Origin of the sequence: Allobosea sp. AK1 (genome assembly GCF_006714945.1) — a bacterium.
Classification (GTDB): domain Bacteria; phylum Pseudomonadota; class Alphaproteobacteria; order Rhizobiales; family Beijerinckiaceae; genus Allobosea; species Allobosea robiniae.
The window spans coordinates 1,966,164-1,982,775 of sequence record NZ_VFMG01000001.1 but is presented as its reverse complement, the minus strand read 5'-3'; the positions used below and the strand labels follow the sequence as shown (position 1 = coordinate 1,982,775).

Genomic DNA, 16,612 nt, shown 5'->3' with positions numbered 1-16,612 from the left:
GAATGTTTCGTTCTCAATTCTACGGGTTCCATCTTTTAGATTGAATGCAAAATTTTTTGGTCTAGGGTCGCTCCCATGGCGCCGTCAGAGCGCGATGAAGGGAGAGAAAGACCATGAAGCAGCATTGGCTCGCCGCTACCCTGTCGCTCGGCGCCATCGCGCCCGCCTCCGCCTGGGAGCCGACGAAACCGGTCGAGATCGTCGTGCCGTTCTCGGCAGGCGGCGCCTCCGACCAGATGGCGCGGACGATCCAGGGCATCATCCAGAAGCATCAGCTCACCAAGCAGCCGATCATCGTTGTCAACAAGCCGGCCGCCGGCGGCGCCGAAGGCATGCTCGACATCCAGAAGTCGGCCGGCGACCCGCACAAGCTGATCACCACTTCGAGCGGCATCTTCATGACGCCGATGGCGACCAAGCTGGCGCTGAACTGGACCGACTACACTCCGGTCGCGATGCTGGCGCAGGATTCCTTCCTGCTCTGGGTCAATGCCAAATCGCCCTACAAGAACGCCGGCGACCTGATGGCGGCTGCCAAAGCGGCGAGCCCACCGATGAAGATCGGCGGTACCTCCTCCAAGCGTGAGGACAACCTTCTCGTCTTCGCCATGGAGAAGCAGGGCGGCACCAAGTTCGCCTATATCCCCTACACCTCCGGCGGCCAGGCCTCGACGCAGTTGTCGGGCGGGCATGTCGAGGCCACCACCAATAATCCGGCCGAGGACCTCGCCAACTGGCGCGGCGGTGCCACCCGCCCGCTCTGCGTCTTCGCCGAGCAGAAGATGGTCTATAGCGAGAAGGTCGCGGACGGGCAGTCCTGGGCCGACATCCCGACCTGCGCTTCGCAGGGGCTGAATGTCAGCTACCAGATGCTGCGCGGCATGTTCATGCCCGGCAAGGTCACGAAGGAACAGCAGGCCTTCTATGTCGACATGTTCAAGAAGGTCTCCGAGACGCCGGAATGGAAAGAGTACCTCGCCCGCAACGCGCTGGCGGCGGATTACCGCGATGGCGATGCCTTCGTCTCCTTCCTGAAGGCGGATGAGGCGAAGCACGAGAAGCTGATGACCGAAGCCGGCTTCATGGCGAAGTGAACGGGTGACCGTTGCCGGGGTGCCTCGTCATCCCGGGCGAGCAAAGGGAAGACCCGGGATCCATTCCGGAACGCTTCAGGAATGGATCCCGGATTGGCGCCGCAGAGCCTGTCCTTGGGCCGACCGAAGGTCGGACCCGAGGGCGGCTTGTCCGGGATGACGCGCGAGGAACGGTGAATGACGCAGCCAGTTGAAGCTGAAGCCCAAGAGCCCGGCATCTCGCGCCGGCCGGTCGAAATCGCCACGGCGCTGCTGCTGATCGGCCTCGCCGGCATCGTGCTCTACGACTCGCATGGCCGTGGCGCCGGCTGGGATGGCGGCCCGCAGAACGGCTTCTTCCCGGCCCGCGTCGGCTGGATCTTCCTCGCCGCCTCGCTCTTCATCCTCTGGCAGTCCTTCCGCCAGCCGGATGCGGTCTTCGTCACCTATGGGCAGCTGCGCCAGGTCGTCAGGGTGCTGGGACCGCTCGTTCTGTTCGTGGCGCTGATCCAGCCGCTTGGAATCTATGTCGCCTCGGCTGTCTTCATCGTCACTTTCATGGCGGTGGTCGGGACGTCGCGCTGGTGGTCGATCGGGCTGACGGCGCTGCTCGTACCGATCGCCTGCTTCTGGATTTTCGAACTGCAGTTCCGCGTGCCCCTGCCAAAGGGCCCGCTGGAAGCCATGCTCGGCTATTGAAGGGTCACCGATGGACGATCTCTCCTCGCTCATCGCCGGCTTCCAGGTCGCGCTCTCCTGGCACAATATCGGTTTCATGGCGGTCGGCGTCATCCTCGGCATCATCGTCGGGGTGCTGCCTGGCCTCGGTGGGCCGAACGGCGTGGCGATTCTCTTGCCGCTGACCTTCGGCATGGACCCGACCTCGGCAATCATCCTCTTGTCGTCGATCTACTGGGGCGCTCTGTTCGGTGGGGCGATCACCTCGATCCTGTTCAACATCCCGGGCGAGGCCTGGTCGGTCGCGACCACCTTCGACGGCTACCCGATGGCGGTGCAGGGCAAGGCTGCGGAAGCGCTGACGGCAGCCTTCACCGCCTCGTTCATCGGGGCGCTTTCCGGCGTGGTGCTGATCACCTTCGTCGCGCCGCTGGTCGCCCAGTTCGCGCTCAGATTCGGCCCGGCCGAGTTCTTCGCTGTCTTCCTTCTGACCTTCTGCTCGTTCATCGGCATGGGCCGGGAGAACCGCGCCAAGATCATCGCCTCGCTCTGCATCGGCTTCCTGCTGGCGGCGGTCGGCCTCGATTCGATCTCGGGCGACCTGCGCATGACCTTCGGCTCGACCGAGCTGATGCGTGGCTTCGACTTCCTGATCGTCGTGATCGGCCTGTTCGGCGTCAGCGAGATCCTGCTGACGGTCGAGGACGGGCTGGTGTTCAAGGGCAAGCAGGCCAAGATCGACCTGATGGTGGTGCTGCGGACCTGGGCCGGCCTGCCACGCTATTGGGCGACGCTGCTGCGCTCCGCGGTCGTCGGCATGTGGATGGGCGTGACGCCGGGCGGCGCCATCGCCGCCTCCTTCATGGGCTATGGCCTGGCCAAGCGCTTCTCGAAGCGCGGCAAGAATTTCGGCAAGGGCGAGATCGAGGGCGTGCTGGCCCCCGAGACCGCCGCGCATGCCGCCGGCACCAGCGCGCTGCTGCCGATGCTGGCGCTCGGCATTCCCGGCTCGGCGACGGCTGCCGTCCTGCTCGGGGGCCTGCTGGTCTGGGGGCTGCAGCCCGGGCCGATGCTGTTCGTCGAGCAGAAGGAATTCGTCTGGGGCCTGATCGCCTCGATGTATCTCGGCAATATCGCCGGACTCGTCATCGTGCTCGCCACGGTGCCGCTCTTCGCAGCGATCATGCGGATTCCGTTCTCCTTCGTCGCGCCGGTGATCCTGATCGTCTGTGCGATCGGCGCCTACACGATCTCGAACTCGATCTTCGACATCTGGCTGATGCTGATCTTCGGCGTCGTCGGCTATCTCTTCAAGAAGCTCGACTATCCGCTCGCTCCGATGATCCTGGCCCTGGTGCTGGGTGATCGCGCCGAGGACGCCTTCCGTCAGGCGCTGCTCGGCTCGGGTGGCTCGCTCGGTATCTTCTGGGCGAACGGGCTGGTCACGACGCTCGTCATCCTCGCCTTGCTGCTGCTCTGCTGGGGACCGGCCAGCGATGCCATCGCCGCACTGCGCGGCCGCGGCCGGACCGATCCCGAGACCGCCGAGGCCACACGATGACGCAGGCTGCGCTGCCGCGCCCGCATAGCCGCAATCTCGGCTTCGAACGCAAATTGTCGCAGGCACTGGAAGGGGAGGTCCGCTTCGACGCCTTCACCCGTGGGCGCTACGCCACCGATGCCTCGATCTACCAGATCGTGCCGCAGGGCGTGGCCTTCCCGAAGAGAGAGGCCGATATCGCGGCGGCGCTGACGATCGCGGCCGAGCACGGCGTGCCGGTGATCGCGCGCGGCGGCGGCACCTCGCAAAACGGCCAGCCGATCGGCGATGCGCTGATCCTCGACATGAGCCGGCACTTCAACGCGATCCGCGACTATGATCCGCAGCAGCGCACGATCTCGGTCGCGCCCGGCCTCGTGCTCGAGGCGCTGAATACGCGGCTGCGCAAGGACGGTCTGTTCTTCCCGGTCGAGCCCTCGACGGCGAGCCGCTGCACGATCGGCGGCATGGCCGGCAACAACTCGTCGGGCGCGCGCTCGCTGCGCTACGGCAAGATGGTCGACAACGTGATCGCGCTCAAGGCGATGTTCCATGACGGCGAGCCCTTCGCGCTCGGCGAGGGCGCTGTGCGCGACAACGCATCCCCGCGGGCCCGCGACCTGATGACGGGGATGCTGGCGCTGGCCGGGCAGCACCGCGAGGCGATCGAGGCGATTTTCCCGAAGGTGCAGCGTCGTGTCGGCGGCTATAATCTCGACGAGCTGATCGTGCCGCGGCCGAACCTGTCGCATCTGCTTGTGGGCTCGGAAGGCACGCTTGCGATCACCACGGAAGCGACGCTCAAACTCTCGCCGCTGCCGCAGCACCGGGTCATGGGCGTCTGCCATTTCCCGAATTTCCGCGCGGCGATGGAGACGACGCAGCATATCGTCGCGCTCGGTCCGGTCGCGGTCGAGCTCGTCGACAACAATGTGCTGGTGCTCGGCGCCGACATCCCGCTCTTCGTGCGCACGCTTGCCGACATCACCAGGGGCCGGCCGAACTGCCTGCTGCTGGTCGAGTTCGCCGGCGACGATCTCGCCGATCTCAAGCGGGACCTGAAGCGGCTCGACCAGTGCATGGCCGATTTCGGCTTCCCCGATGCGGTGGTGGAGGTGGTCGAGCCTGCCCGGCAGAAGCCGGTCTGGGACGTGCGCGAGGCCTGCCTCAACATCATGATGTCGATGAAGGGCGACGGGAAGCCGGTCTCCTTCATCGAGGATTGCGCGGTGCCCCTCGAGCATCTCGCCGATTATACCAATGCGGTGACGGCCCTGTTCGAGAAGCACGGCACGCGCGGCACCTGGTATGCGCATGCCTCGGTCGGCTGCCTGCATGTGCGCCCGATCCTGAACATGAAGACGGAAACGGGCGTGAAGGCGATGCGCGGCATCGCCGAGGAGGCCTGCGAGCTCGTCCGCCGCTTCAAGGGCTCGTTCTCCGGCGAGCATGGCGATGGCATCTCGCGCTCGGATTTCGTCGAGCCGATGTTCGGGGTGCCGCTGACCCGCGCCTTCGAGGCGGTGAAGGACGGGTTCGATCCCGACAACAAGCTGAACCCCGGCAAGATCGTCCGCCCCTATCATATGGACGACCGCAGCCTGATGCGCTTCGCGCCGGGCTATGCCACGCCGGTTTCCGCACAAACGGCGCTCGACTGGTCCGACTGGGGCGGGCTCGGCGGCGCGGTCGAGATGTGCAACAATAATGGCACCTGCCGGAAGATGACCGGTGGCACGATGTGCCCGTCCTGGCGCGCGACGCAGGACGAGCAGCATGTGACGCGCGGCCGGGCCAACACGCTCCGGCTCGCGATTTCCGGCCAGCTCGGCCCCGATGCCTTCACCTCGCCGGAGATGAAGGAGACGCTCGATCTCTGCGTCTCCTGCAAGGGCTGCAAGCGTGATTGCCCGACCGGTGTGGACATGGCCCGGATGAAGGTCGAGTTCCTGCATCACTACCACGCGAAGCACGGCCTGCCGCTGAAGGAGCGCCTGATCGCCTTCCTGCCGCGCTATGCGCCTGTCGCTGCCGCGCTGGCGCCCTTGATGAACCTGCGTGATCGCATCCCGCTCCTGGCGAAGCTGAGCGAACGCTGGCTCGGCTTCTCGGCGCGGCGCTCGCTCCCGGTCTGGCGCAAGCCCTGGCGCGAGGCGGCTGCCGCATCGGATGCCTCGGCGGTCAAAGGCGATGGCCGCGACATCGTGCTCTTCGGCGACACCTTCAACCGCTATTTCGAGCGCGAGAACCTGGAGGCGGCCGAGCGCGTGCTCAAGGTCGGCGGCTATCGGCTGCATCGCGTCGAAGCCGCCGGCGGAGGCCGGCCGCTTTGCTGCGGGCGCACCTTCCTGTCGGCCGGGCTGGTCGAGGAGGCACGGGCCGAGGCGCGCCGGACGCTCGATGCGCTTGCACCCTTCGTGGCGAAGGGCGCGCGCATCGTCGGCCTCGAACCCTCCTGCCTGATGAGCTTCCGCGACGAATTCGCGGCGCTGCTGCCCAAGGCCGAGGTCGAGCCCCTGGCGAAAGCCGCGCTGCTGATCGAGGAATTGCTGGCGGCCGACATGGCGGCGGGCAGGACGAAGCTCCCGCTCAGCGATCAGGGCGGGCGCGTCGCGCATCTGCACGGGCACTGCCACCAGAAGGCCTTCGACGCCATGGGAGCGGTCGAGAAGACCTTGCGGGCGGTGCCGGGGCTCGATGTGCGGCCGATCGAATCGAGCTGCTGCGGCATGTCCGGCGCCTTCGGCTATGGTGCGGCGACGATCGATGTCTCGCTGGCGATGGGCGAGCTTTCGCTCTTGCCGGCTGTGCGCAAGTCCGGCGCCGACGATCTCGTGGTCGCCGACGGCACGAGCTGCCGCCACCAGATCCATGACGGCGCGCAGCGCGAGGCCTTGCATGTCGTGCGGGTGCTGGCCTCGGCGCTTCAGTCATAGAGCACGATGTGGCCCGCCGATCAGCCTGAGCCGGCGGGCATCGCTCGTGCTGAGCTGCTTCAGGCGGCGTTCTGCTTGTGCCAGTCTTCGAGATAGGCCAGCACAGTCTTGAGATCGGAGATATCGACATAGCGGCGGCCGAGATCGCGGAGGTTGTCGCGATGGGGCTGTTCCTCGATATCGCCGACGCAATCCTCGGGAACGATGGTCCGGTAGCGATAGCTGAAGCTGTCAATCGAGGTGGCGCGGATGCAGCCCGAGGTGTTGCAGCCGGTGACGATCACCGTATCGACCCGCTCCTTGTTGAAGTAGTCGCTGACGCCGGTGTTGAAGAAGATCGAGGGTGCCTTCTTGCAGACCGTGAGATCGTAGGCGGGATCGTGGATGCGGGGGTCGAAGGCGGCGCTCGGATGGTCGTGCCGGAAGGTCTCGCGCACGGCGGTGATCTTCCAGTAGGGCATCTCGCGCTCGTTCATATAGGCCGTGTTGCAGTTCGCGACCGGCACGTTGTAGCGGCGCGCCACCTCCAGCAGCCTGGCCGTGTTCTCCACGGCGCGCATGACGAGCGGGGCGCCGCCGAGCGGATATTGGGCGTCGGTGAAGCCTGTCTGGAAATCGACGACAACGATGCCCGGCTTCTTGCCAAAGCCGACCGGAATCTCGCCGTAGCTCCGGTTCTGATAGTCGTCACTCGTCATGGCTTCTTCCCTCCCTGCGCGCATTCGTGTCGCGATCCGGGCACGGTATCCCCTTGAAAAAATCAGGCAAGATTGTTTTTTATGGCATCGACGCGCCGGCCGGGCGAGGCAGCACAGAGGGGAGCGGACAGGTGGGCGCAGAGATGAAGCAGGCTTCGCGTTCCGAGCGCCAGCAGCAGGCGCGCAGCGTCGCGACTTATGAGCGACTGATCGGGGCGACGCTCGATGTGATCCACGATGTCGGCTACCACGCGGCGACGACGCAGGAGATCGCCGAGCGGGCGCAAGTGTCCCGCGGGGCGCTGCTCTACCATTTCCCGGCGCGGGCCGACATCATCCTGGCGGCGATGGAACGACTGCTCGACGACGGCACCGCGGAGATCCGCGCCGTCGCCCGGCGTGTCCAGAACGGCGAATTGTCGCTCGAAGGTTTCGTCGGCTTTCTCTGGGAGCTGTTTTCCGGCCGCTTCTTCTATCTCTCGCTGGAGATGATCACCGAGGCGCGCAACGATGCCGATCTGCGCGAGCGGATGATCCCCGTCGTCAAGCGCTTCCACGAGGCGCTCGATTCGACCTGGGTGGAGTTCTGCAATCCGGAGAAGCGCACGGCCCGGGAGGCTCGCATCATCCTCAACCTGACGGTCTGCCTGGTGCGCGGCATGGGCGTGCAGACCGTGCTGCGCCAGGACCCCAGCTATTTCGCCGATATGATCGAGGCCTGGAAAGCGCTGCTGCCGCAGATCGTCGAGGGCGGAGCGGGGGATGCGATGTTCGGCGGCCCGGCGTTTCGGAGACGCTGAAATCGGCCTGCGCGGCGAACGGAAGCGCGGGCTTAGGACATCTCCGCCAGCAGCCCGTGCCCGCCGGAGGAGCGCAGGAAATGCAGCAGGTCCGACAGCCCTTCGCCCAGCAGGGTCACATGCGAGCGCATCATCTGCGCAGCCTGGACGCCGTCGCCCCGCAGGATCGCATCCATCACGCGCTCGTGCTCGGGGATCGAGGAATACATCCGTCCAGGCTGATAGGTGATGGTGCGGCGATAGGGTGAGATCTTCAGCGTTAGCCGCCGCAACTCGTCCTGCAGGATGCGGTTGTGGCTGGCGGCGGCGATCAGCTCGTGGAAAACGAGATTGGCCGCATAGAAGGCCTCCGCATCCTCGGCCGCCGCGGCTTCGGCACAGGAGCGGTGCGCCGCCTGGAGAAGTGCCCGCTGCTCCGGCTGGATGCGGCGCGCGGCCTGGGAGGAGGCGAAGGCCTCCAGTTCGGCGACGACCCCGAACGCGTCCAGGAGGTCGGCGAGCGACATCTGCGCGACCTGCAGCCCCTGACGGCCGCGCGACACGACGAGACCGCTGGCGGCGAGGCGCTGCAACGCCTCGCGCACGGGCGTGCGCGACATGCCGAACTGCTCGGCGAGCTGGCGCTCGTCCAGTTTGTCGCCCGGCCTCCGGATGCCCTTGAGGATTTCCTCCTCGAGGCGGTTGACCACTCCGGCCGACAGCGATTCAGGCTCTTCTGGCGTCATCGATCCGTTCATTCGCGCCATCAGGTCAGCGCCTCACCGGCTGTCTGCCGAATAAAATCTGTTCGCGACCATCTCCGCGAGCGCCACAAGCCCATAGAGGAGCAGGCCGCAGATGCAAAGCACCACGATGGCCGCCATCGACACCTCGGTATCGGCGCGTGCCGTCGCGAAGATGATGAGATAGCCGAGGCCGGCCTGTGCCGTGATGAACTCACCGATGATCACGCCGATGATCGCCAGCGTGATCGCGATCTTCATGCCGCTGAAGATATGCGGCAGCGCGGTCGGAAAGCGCACGCTGGTGAAGATCTGCCATTCCGTGGCCGTCAGCGAGCGGCACAGCCTCAGGATGCCGCGGTCGACGCTCAGGAAGCCGGCGGTGGTCGCGATGACCATCGGGAAGAAGGCGATGAATATCGAGAACGCGATGCGCGATTGCGAGCCGACTCCGAGCCAGATGATGAAGAGCGGGGCAAGCGCGATCTTCGGGATGAGCTGGAAGAAGATCAGGTTGGGGTAAAGCGCCTCGCGCGCCATGTCCGAATAGGTGATGAGGACGGCGATCGCGACGCCGAGCAGGACCGCAAGCAGAAAGCCGACGGCGGATTCCAAAGTGGTCGGCACCGCATGCATCAGCAGGATGTCGTAGCGGTCGACGATATAGCGCGCGATCGAGATCGGCGAGGGCAGGATGACCGAGGGGACCTGGAAGATCGTGACGTAGAGCTGCCAGGCCGCCAGCACGAAAAAGGCCAGGCCGAGCGGCAGGACGACGCTGCTGATGCCGGCGGAACCCCGGAAGCGGCCGGTATCGGACGCCGGAAGGACGGCGCCGGTCTCGGTGCCGATGGTGAGCTTTGCCATGCTGGACCTCACTCGATGACGCTGACGGCGGCCGGGATCGAAGCGGGCCTGGGCGCATCCTGCTCATGCCCTTCCTGCCCATGCCCATGCGCGGCTTCGATGGTCAGGCGCAGCTCCCGGCAGACCTGGGCAAATTCCTGCGTTTCCTCGATCTCGAAGCGGCGCGGCCGGGGGAACGGCATCTTCTTGTCCAGGATGATCGTCGAGGGCCGCCCGCCCATCACCACCACCCGATCGGACAGGAAGGCGGCTTCGCGGATCGAATGCGTCACGAAGATCACGGTCTTGCGGTAGGTCTCGAGGATCTCCGAGAGGGCGACATTCATCTGGTCGCGGGTGATCGCGTCGAGCGCGCTGAATGGCTCGTCCATCAGCAGGATTTCCGGATCGTGGATCAGCGCCCGGCAGATCGCGACGCGCTGGCGCATGCCGCCCGAGAGCTCGCCCGGCTTCTTGTGCTCGAAGCCGGCGAGGCCGACCATCTTGAGCAGGCCATGGGCCCTGTCGCGATAGGTCTCCATCGGCAATTTCAGGATGCGGATCGGGAAGAGCACGTTCTCGAGCGTGCTCTTCCACGGCAGCAGCGTCGCATCCTGGAAGATGATGCCGATGTCGCGGCGTGGCGATGCGACGGGCTCGCCCGCCAACGTGATCGTGCCCGATGTCGGCCGTTCCAGCCCGGCGATCATCATCAGCAGCGTCGACTTTCCGCAGCCCGACGGGCCGAGCAGCGACACGAATTCGCCCCTGGCGACGTCGAGCGACGCGGAGGCGACCGCATGGATCGGCGACTGCCGCGTGAAATAGGTCTTCTGGACATCCGTGGCCGAGACGAGAGGTGCCTCGGCCGCGGGACGCTCCACCTTGGGTGCCAAACTCAGCATCAGGTTGTCGCCTCGTGCGATGGGCCGGTCAGGAGCCGACATATTTGCGGAACGGCGCAGCGCTCTTTTCGGCTGCGGCGAGCTCTTCCGGCGTCAGCTTGAGCTTGCCGATGAAGTCATTGGTGAACAGCGTGCCGACATCCGGTTTCACTGCTCCCTCGCCGGCTGCATATTTCATCACGAGATCGGCCATCATGGCGACCTTGGCCGGATCGGCCCAGCCAAAGCCGTTCTGCTTCACCTCAGGCACGAGATTGGTGAGGTTCGTCAGCCCGAGCCCGATCCGGGCGTATTCCTTGCCGGTCGAGGAAATGGCGACCTCGCTATTGGCCTTCAGGAAGATGTCCACGGACTCGTCGAAATTCGTCATCGTGAACTTGATCGCGTCCATGGCCCCCTGGACGAAAGCCTCGCACAGCGCCTTGTCCTGCTTTAGTCGGGCCGGTTGGGTCGTCAGGGACTGGCCGTAGAACTCGATGCCGGCCGCGGAAAACAGCATGAACCGGACATCGGTGCCGAGCGGCGCCAGAGACGGAACCGTGCTGGTGGCGAAGGCCGAGACCGCATCGACCTGTTTCTCGACCAGCGTGCGCTCGCGCACCTTGCCGTCGATCTGCAGGATCTGGAGCTTCGAGAGGTCGAGGCCCACCTTCTCGGCATAGAGCGGCAGGAACGGGTATTCGCCGGAGGTCACGCTGGCGCCGAGCTTCTTGCCTTCGAGGTCCTTGGGGCCCTTGATCGGCGAACCCGACAGGACGCCGATGCCCATCAGCGCGTCGTAGTTGATCTGGCCGATGCAGGTGATCGGCAGCTTCTTCGCCGCCTGCACGATCACCGTCGGGGTGGCCGCCATGCCGAAATCGAAGGTGCCGGCGCTGACCGCTTGCGCCGCCGCTCCCGAGCCTGAACCGCGCGCCACCGAGACGTCGAGCCCATGGCGCTTCCAGAAACCCTTGTCGCGCGCGACATAGGCGAAAAGGTTCGGTCCTTCGGGAATCCAGGAGGTCGTGAACGAGACCTTCTTCAGCCCCTGCGCGAGCGCGGGCATGGCGATGGCACTCGTCATGGCTGCCGCTGCAGCGGCACCGAAGCCCTTGAGAGCAGTGCGACGTGAAACACGCATCCGATATCTCCCCTTTTATTGTCGCCTGCCTGCCTGTGGCGACGCTGACACCAGCATCACCGTGATCTCCGCCGCGCGCAAGTGTCATTATGCACAAAATCAATTCCTGCATAATTTTTTGCCGGCGAGCTGCGTTTTTAGGTTGTTTGGTATGCGGGTTCTGTGCAAACACTCGCCACGAAAGAGCTTTAGGTCGCTTTCATTATACCAAAATGGCGATACGCCGCGGAGATGTCATGAAAACCTTCGAGGTTCGCAATGCCCATTTCGACCGGCTGGTGAACACGGCCGGCCTGCGCTGGATGGGGCAGAACACCAATCACGCGACGCCGCATTCTGCCGTGCTGGCGGCGATGGAGAAATGCATCCGCGACGAGGAGTTCCACATCTACGCGCCGCCGGCAGGGCTCGAGGAGCTGCGCCACGGCATCGTCGCCGATCTCGGCCTGGAGGGGCAGGCGGCGCTGGTTTCCGACGGGGCTGTCGCCTCGCTCTACCATGTCTGCCACAGCCTGCTCGGGCCGGGCGACGAGTTCATCACCACCGATCCGACCTGGAACTGGCCGATGGCCTTCGCGCGCGCCGTCGGCGCGAAAGTCACGCAAATTCCGATCTATGGCGAGGAATACGGCTATCGCCTTGCGCCGGAGCGGCTGAAAGCGGCGATCACGCCGAAGACAAAGGTCATCTACATCGTCGATCCGAACAATCCGCTGGGCTCGGCCTGCACGGCGGCCGAGATCGACGGCATCGTGGCAGCCGCGCGCGAGGTCGGTGCCTACCTGATCCACGACTGCACCTATCGCCATTTCGCGCATGAGCACACGCTGGCGGCGACGCGCTATCCCGAGCGGACGCTGACCATCTACAGCTTCTCGAAATGGCTCGGCCTGGCCGGCATGCGGGTGGGCGCGGTCGTCGCCCATCCCGATATCATCGAGAAGCTCTCGGCGGCGCCACCGAACAATCTCGGCTCGAACATCCTGTCCCAGCGTGCGGCGCTCGCCGGCCTCGGCATCAAGGCCGAGTGGTTTCCCGGCGTCCTGTCGCAGCAGCGCGCCAACCAGAAACTGATCAAGGACGCTGCCGACAGGATTCCAGGCCTGTCCCTGCCGGTCTTCCCGTCGAACGGCAATTTCGTCGTGCTCGAATGCGAGCGCGCCGGGGTGAAGCCGGAGGCGCTCGTCGCAGCCTTTCAGAAGCACGACATCATGATCCGCCAGGGCGCCTATCACACGCCCAATTTCGGCGACCGGTTCGTCAAGATCAGCACCACGGTCCCGACCGCCTGGGTCGAGGAGTTCGTCGAGCTGCTGCCGACCATGGTCGAGCAGGTTCGTGGCCAAAACGAAGACGTCAAACTGTTCTGAGCCGGTCTGCCGCACCGCAGCGCTCATCAAAGGGAGAAAGCGACAATGGATCTTAAGCTGAAGGGCAAGACGGTCCTGATCACCGGTGCGTCCCAGGGCATCGGCGAGGGGCTGGCGCGCTCATTCGCCGAGGAGGGCTGCAATCTTCATGTCGTGGCGCGCTCCGGCGACAGGCTCGAGGCGCTCAAGCGCGAGCTGGAGGCCGGCCATGGCGTGACGGTGACGGCGCATGCGGTCGACCTGACGATTGCGGGCGCGGTGGAACGCCTCGTCGCGGCCGTCGGCGATATCGATATTCTCGTCAACAATGCCGGCGTCATCCCCAGCGGTACATTGTGGGACGTCGACGAGGCGAAATGGCGTGCCGGCTGGGAGCTCAAGGTTTTCGGCTATATCAACCTCACGCGTGCGCTCTATCCGCTGATGAAGGCGCGCGGCGGCGGCGTCATCATCAACAATATCGGCAATGGCGGCGAGGTTTTCGACCCCGCCTATGTCGCGGGCACGACCGGCAATGCCAGCCTCATGGCCTTCACCCGCGCCATCGGCGGCCACTCGCTCGACGACAATATCCGGGTGGTGGGCGTCAACCCGGGGCCGGTCGATACGGACCGCATCTACAACATGCTGAAGAAGCGCGCGGCCGACTGGCTCGGCGATGCCGGCCGCTACGAGGAGTTGCAGCAGCGCTATCCGCTGAAGCGCCCGGCCCATATCCACGAGGTCACCGACCTGATCGTGTTCCTCGCCTCCTACCGGTCCGGCTACACGTCCGGCGCGATCTTCACCGTCGATGGCGGCATCGCCTCGCGCCGTTCCGTGATCTGAGGGGAGCCGCGACATGGCTTTTGCCACGGCCAGCGACGGCGTGAAGCTGTTCTACGAGGAGGCCGGCACCGGCACGCCGATCATCTTCGTGCACGAGTTCGGCGGCAGCCACTGGAGCTGGGAGCCGCAGCTCAATTTCTTCGCACGCCGGCACCGCTGCATCACCTTCGCGGCGCGCGGCTACCGGCCCTCCGACGTGCCGGAGAGCGCGGAAAGCTATTCCCAGGCGCGCGCGGCCGACGACATCGTCGACGTGCTGAGCGCGGCCGGCATCGAGAAGGCCCATGTCGTCGGGCTCTCGATGGGCGGCTTTGCGGCACTGCATGCGGGGCTGCGCCATCCCGGCCGCGTGCTGTCGATCGTTGCGGCTGGCGCCGGCTACGGCGCCGAGAAGGCCCATGAGGACTATTTCAAGGGCATTTCCGAGCAGGTGGCCCGGAATTTTCAGGAGCGCGGAGCCAAAGACTTCGCGCCGACCTATGCCGAGGGCGCCTCGCGCGTGCAGTTCCAGGACAAGGACCCGCGCGGCTGGGCGCTGTTCGCGGAGCGGCTCGGCCAGCACGATTCGCTTGGCGCGGCGAACACCATGCGCGGCGTGCAGATGCGCCGGCCCTCGCTCTATGATCTCGAGGCCGGGTTCCGCGCCATGCAGGCGCCTCTGCTGGTCATGACCGGCGACGAGGATGATCATTGCATCGAACCGGGGCTCTATCTGAAGCGGGTGGTGCCGCGCTGCGGCCTCGCCGTCTTTCCGAAATCCGGCCATACGCTGAATCTCGAGGAGCCCGAGCTGTTCAATCGCCTGCTCGCCGAGTTCATCGCACAGGTCGAGGCCGGGCGCTGGGGCGAGCGCGACCCCCGCGCCAACCCGGCGCAGATCATGCGGGTCGATTGAGCATGGCGGCCCCGCAGCGCCTCTCCGATTTCGTCGATGGCGAGCGTCTCTGGGCCCGCCACATGGCGCTGGCCGCGTTCGGCGCTCGCGCCGATGGCGGCGTCGATCGCCCGACCCTGTCGCCGCAGGAGGCGCAGGCCCGCGCGCAGGTGATCGCCTGGGGGCGTGCGATCGGCCTGGAGCCCTTCACCGACAAGGCGGCGAACCTGTTCCTGCGCCTCGAGGGGCGCGATCCTTCGCTCGCGCCGGTCGTGGCGGGATCGCATATCGACTCGCAGCCGACCGGTGGCAAGTTCGATGGGGTTTTCGGTGTGCTCGCGGCCCTGGAAACCGCGACGGCCATCGTGGCGCGCGGCGAGCGGCCGCTTCGCCCATTCGAAATCGTGGCCTGGACCAACGAGGAAGGCTCGCGTTTCGCGCCGGGCATGACGGGCTCCGACCTCTTCACCGGAACCAAGGCTCTCGAGGCCGTGCTGCCCATCCGCGACGCGGACGGCATCAGCATCGGCGAAGCGGTGGCGTCGATCCTGGCGGCCGACGACAAGGTGCCGCTTCGGGCGTTCGGCCTGCCGATCGCCGCCTATGTCGAGCCCCATATCGAGCAGGCCTCCGTGCTCGAAGAGGCGGGCATCCCGATCGGCGTCGTGACGGGTATTCAGGGGACGCGGCGTTATCGGGTCCGCGTGATGGGCGAGGCCGCCCATGCCGGAACTGCCTTGCGCAAGGATCGGCGCGATGCGCTGATGGCGGCTGTCCGCATGATCCGCGCCATCGACGAAGCGGCGATGGAGCCGGCCGATACGCTGCTGACGGTCGGCATGTTGCAGGTGACGCCGAACGCTCCGTCCGTCGTGCCGGCGGAGGTCTTCTTCTCCATCGATCTCCGGCACCCGGACAATGCCGTGGTCGACCGGGTCGATGCCGCGATCCGCCGCATTGTCGAGGAGATGAAGGGGAATTGCAGCGTCGAGCTGAAGCAGATCCAGCATTCGCCCTCGCTGAACTTCGCGCCCGCGATTCGCAGCGCCATTGCCGAAGCGGCTGCGGCGCGCGGCATTCCCGCCATGGACGTCTATTCGGCAGCCGGCCATGACGCGCGCCAACTGCACTATATCTGCCCTGCCGGGATGATCTTCGTGCCATGCCGGGGCGGGGTGTCCCACAACCCCGACGAATGGGCTGAACCGGAGCACCTGACCGCGGGCGCGCAGGTCCTTGCAGACGTCGTCTGGCACCTCGCCAATTCAGCCTGATCAGCGCTGCACGCTCCAGATCTCGCCGGCCTGTGCGACACGTCCCTCCGCATGCAGTTTCTCAAGATGGGCTATCACATTGCGTTCAGCCGCCCGCCGAAGCCAGGGATCGGTCTTGGAGTAGAGCCGATCCATCAGGTCCCAGGCGTTGGATGGCCCGGAGCGCAACGCTTCGAAAATCGCCTCCTCCCGCTCGACCCGCCGATTGAGCAGGTCTGCGACATAGGGTGTGGGATTGGGTAGCGGAGGGCCGTGGCCCGGCAGGTAAAGACTGTCGTTGCGTGACAGCATCAGGCGGAGGCTCGCGCAGTAAGCGGCCATGTTGCCATCGGGCGGGGAGACGATGCTGCTCGACCACGACATCACGTGATCGGCGCTAAAGACGACCCCGTCCCGGGCTGCGAAGCAGAGATGGTCGCTGGCGTGCCCCGGCGTGTGGATCGCGAGCATGCCGGCCACCATGTCGCGGTCGTGGACGAGGACATCCGGCTCGAAGGATGGATCGGCCACCCGATGAAAGGCGAAGGTCGGCGCTCCCGTCCTGGCCTTGAGGGAAGAGGTGGCGCCCAGATGATCCGAATGGGTGTGGCTGAGAAGGATGGCGCAGACCTTGCCTCCCGTTGCCGCGATGATGTCGTCGAGGTGGCCGGCATCCTCCGGGCCAGGATCGAGCACGATGAACCCTTGATCCGACTCGATGAGGTACGTGTTCGTGCCGTGGTAGGTCATCAGGCTCGGATTATTCGCGACGATGCGTCTGACGCCTGGCAGAACGGGCAGGGCGACGCCCCGCTGAGGCTCAGGTTCCTCGAGAAAAGCCAATCTTCAGTCCTTCCGGGGCAAGTTCAGGGCTCTCGCCCCGACGCAACGCGCGGGACGGTCTTGTCGATCACGCTGATGATGTCGAGCCGACAGATCGGTCAAGAGCCGCTGTCAGCACGCAGC

General features: G+C 65.7%; 15 protein-coding genes. 9 read left to right on the top strand and 6 right to left on the bottom strand.

The genetic code is table 11. The annotated features are described in order from the left end of the window. Positions 1-113 precede the first annotated feature (113 nt). From FHT98_RS09910 to FHT98_RS09895, 4 genes are all read left to right on the top strand, one after another. Positions 114-1,094, top strand: coding sequence for a Bug family tripartite tricarboxylate transporter substrate binding protein (locus tag FHT98_RS09910; protein WP_113584372.1), 981 nt, complete (start codon positions 114-116; stop codon positions 1,092-1,094). A gap of 177 nt (positions 1,095-1,271) precedes the next feature. Continuing rightward, positions 1,272-1,772, top strand: a complete 501-nt coding sequence (locus FHT98_RS09905) for a tripartite tricarboxylate transporter TctB family protein (protein ID WP_142113909.1) — start codon at positions 1,272-1,274, stop codon at positions 1,770-1,772. 10 nt (positions 1,773-1,782) lie between these two features. Next, positions 1,783-3,312, top strand: a complete 1,530-nt coding sequence (locus FHT98_RS09900; RefSeq protein WP_091860498.1) for a tripartite tricarboxylate transporter permease — start codon at positions 1,783-1,785, stop codon at positions 3,310-3,312. After that, on the top strand, positions 3,309-6,227 hold the full coding sequence (locus FHT98_RS09895; protein WP_142113908.1) for an FAD-binding and (Fe-S)-binding domain-containing protein: 2,919 nt from the start codon (positions 3,309-3,311) through the stop codon (positions 6,225-6,227). Before FHT98_RS09900 ends, FHT98_RS09895 begins: the two co-directional genes overlap by 4 nt. A 59-nt stretch (positions 6,228-6,286) precedes the next feature. On the opposite strand, the gene FHT98_RS09890 is transcribed toward FHT98_RS09895, so the two are convergent. Continuing rightward, a complete protein-coding gene (locus tag FHT98_RS09890) occupies positions 6,287-6,925 on the bottom strand; it encodes an isochorismatase family protein (protein ID WP_061966166.1) in 639 nt (212 codons plus the stop codon). 143 nt (positions 6,926-7,068) lie between these two features. On the opposite strand from FHT98_RS09890, the gene FHT98_RS09885 reads away from it, so the two are divergent. After that, entirely contained in the window at positions 7,069-7,725 is a 657-nt protein-coding gene (locus FHT98_RS09885) for a TetR/AcrR family transcriptional regulator (RefSeq protein WP_142113907.1), read from the top strand. A gap of 32 nt (positions 7,726-7,757) precedes the next feature. Here the strand turns inward: FHT98_RS09885 and FHT98_RS09880 are convergent, their stop codons facing one another. Genes FHT98_RS09880 through FHT98_RS09865 form a run of 4 tightly spaced genes read right to left on the bottom strand, consistent with a single transcriptional unit; the run spans position 7,758 to position 11,321 of the window. Further along, entirely contained in the window at positions 7,758-8,450 is a 693-nt protein-coding gene (locus tag FHT98_RS09880) for a GntR family transcriptional regulator (protein WP_162260078.1), read from the bottom strand. A 33-nt stretch (positions 8,451-8,483) separates the two neighbouring features. Then, positions 8,484-9,314 (bottom strand): ABC transporter permease, encoded by an 831-nt coding sequence (locus FHT98_RS09875; RefSeq protein WP_061966159.1) that lies wholly within the window; start codon positions 9,312-9,314, stop codon positions 8,484-8,486. Positions 9,315-9,322: 8 nt separating this feature from the next. Next, the gene (locus FHT98_RS09870; protein ID WP_082617283.1) at positions 9,323-10,198 is read right to left on the bottom strand and encodes an ABC transporter ATP-binding protein; all 876 of its coding nucleotides are present in this window, start codon (positions 10,196-10,198) and stop codon (positions 9,323-9,325) included. 28 nt (positions 10,199-10,226) lie between these two features. Next, positions 10,227-11,321, bottom strand: coding sequence for an ABC transporter substrate-binding protein (locus FHT98_RS09865; protein ID WP_091860481.1), 1,095 nt, complete (start codon positions 11,319-11,321; stop codon positions 10,227-10,229). Between the two features lie 236 nt (positions 11,322-11,557). On the opposite strand from FHT98_RS09865, the gene FHT98_RS09860 reads away from it, so the two are divergent. From FHT98_RS09860 to FHT98_RS09845, 4 genes are read left to right on the top strand one after another with little or no spacing between them, the layout of a single operon-like run. Continuing rightward, positions 11,558-12,691, top strand: a complete 1,134-nt coding sequence (locus FHT98_RS09860; protein ID WP_091860478.1) for a pyridoxal phosphate-dependent aminotransferase — start codon at positions 11,558-11,560, stop codon at positions 12,689-12,691. Between the two features lie 45 nt (positions 12,692-12,736). Next, complete coding sequence (locus FHT98_RS09855; protein ID WP_091860474.1) at positions 12,737-13,519, top strand: SDR family oxidoreductase; 783 nt, start codon at positions 12,737-12,739, stop codon at positions 13,517-13,519. 13 nt (positions 13,520-13,532) lie between these two features. Beyond that, positions 13,533-14,414, top strand: coding sequence for an alpha/beta fold hydrolase (locus FHT98_RS09850; protein ID WP_142113905.1), 882 nt, complete (start codon positions 13,533-13,535; stop codon positions 14,412-14,414). Between the two features lie 2 nt (positions 14,415-14,416). Then, a complete protein-coding gene (locus tag FHT98_RS09845) occupies positions 14,417-15,667 on the top strand; it encodes a M20 family metallo-hydrolase (RefSeq protein WP_142113904.1) in 1,251 nt (416 codons plus the stop codon). On the opposite strand, the gene FHT98_RS09840 is transcribed toward FHT98_RS09845, so the two are convergent. Continuing rightward, the gene (locus tag FHT98_RS09840) at positions 15,668-16,489 is read right to left on the bottom strand and encodes an MBL fold metallo-hydrolase (protein WP_091860464.1); all 822 of its coding nucleotides are present in this window, start codon (positions 16,487-16,489) and stop codon (positions 15,668-15,670) included. It lies immediately after the preceding gene. Positions 16,490-16,612: the final 123 nt, after the last annotated feature.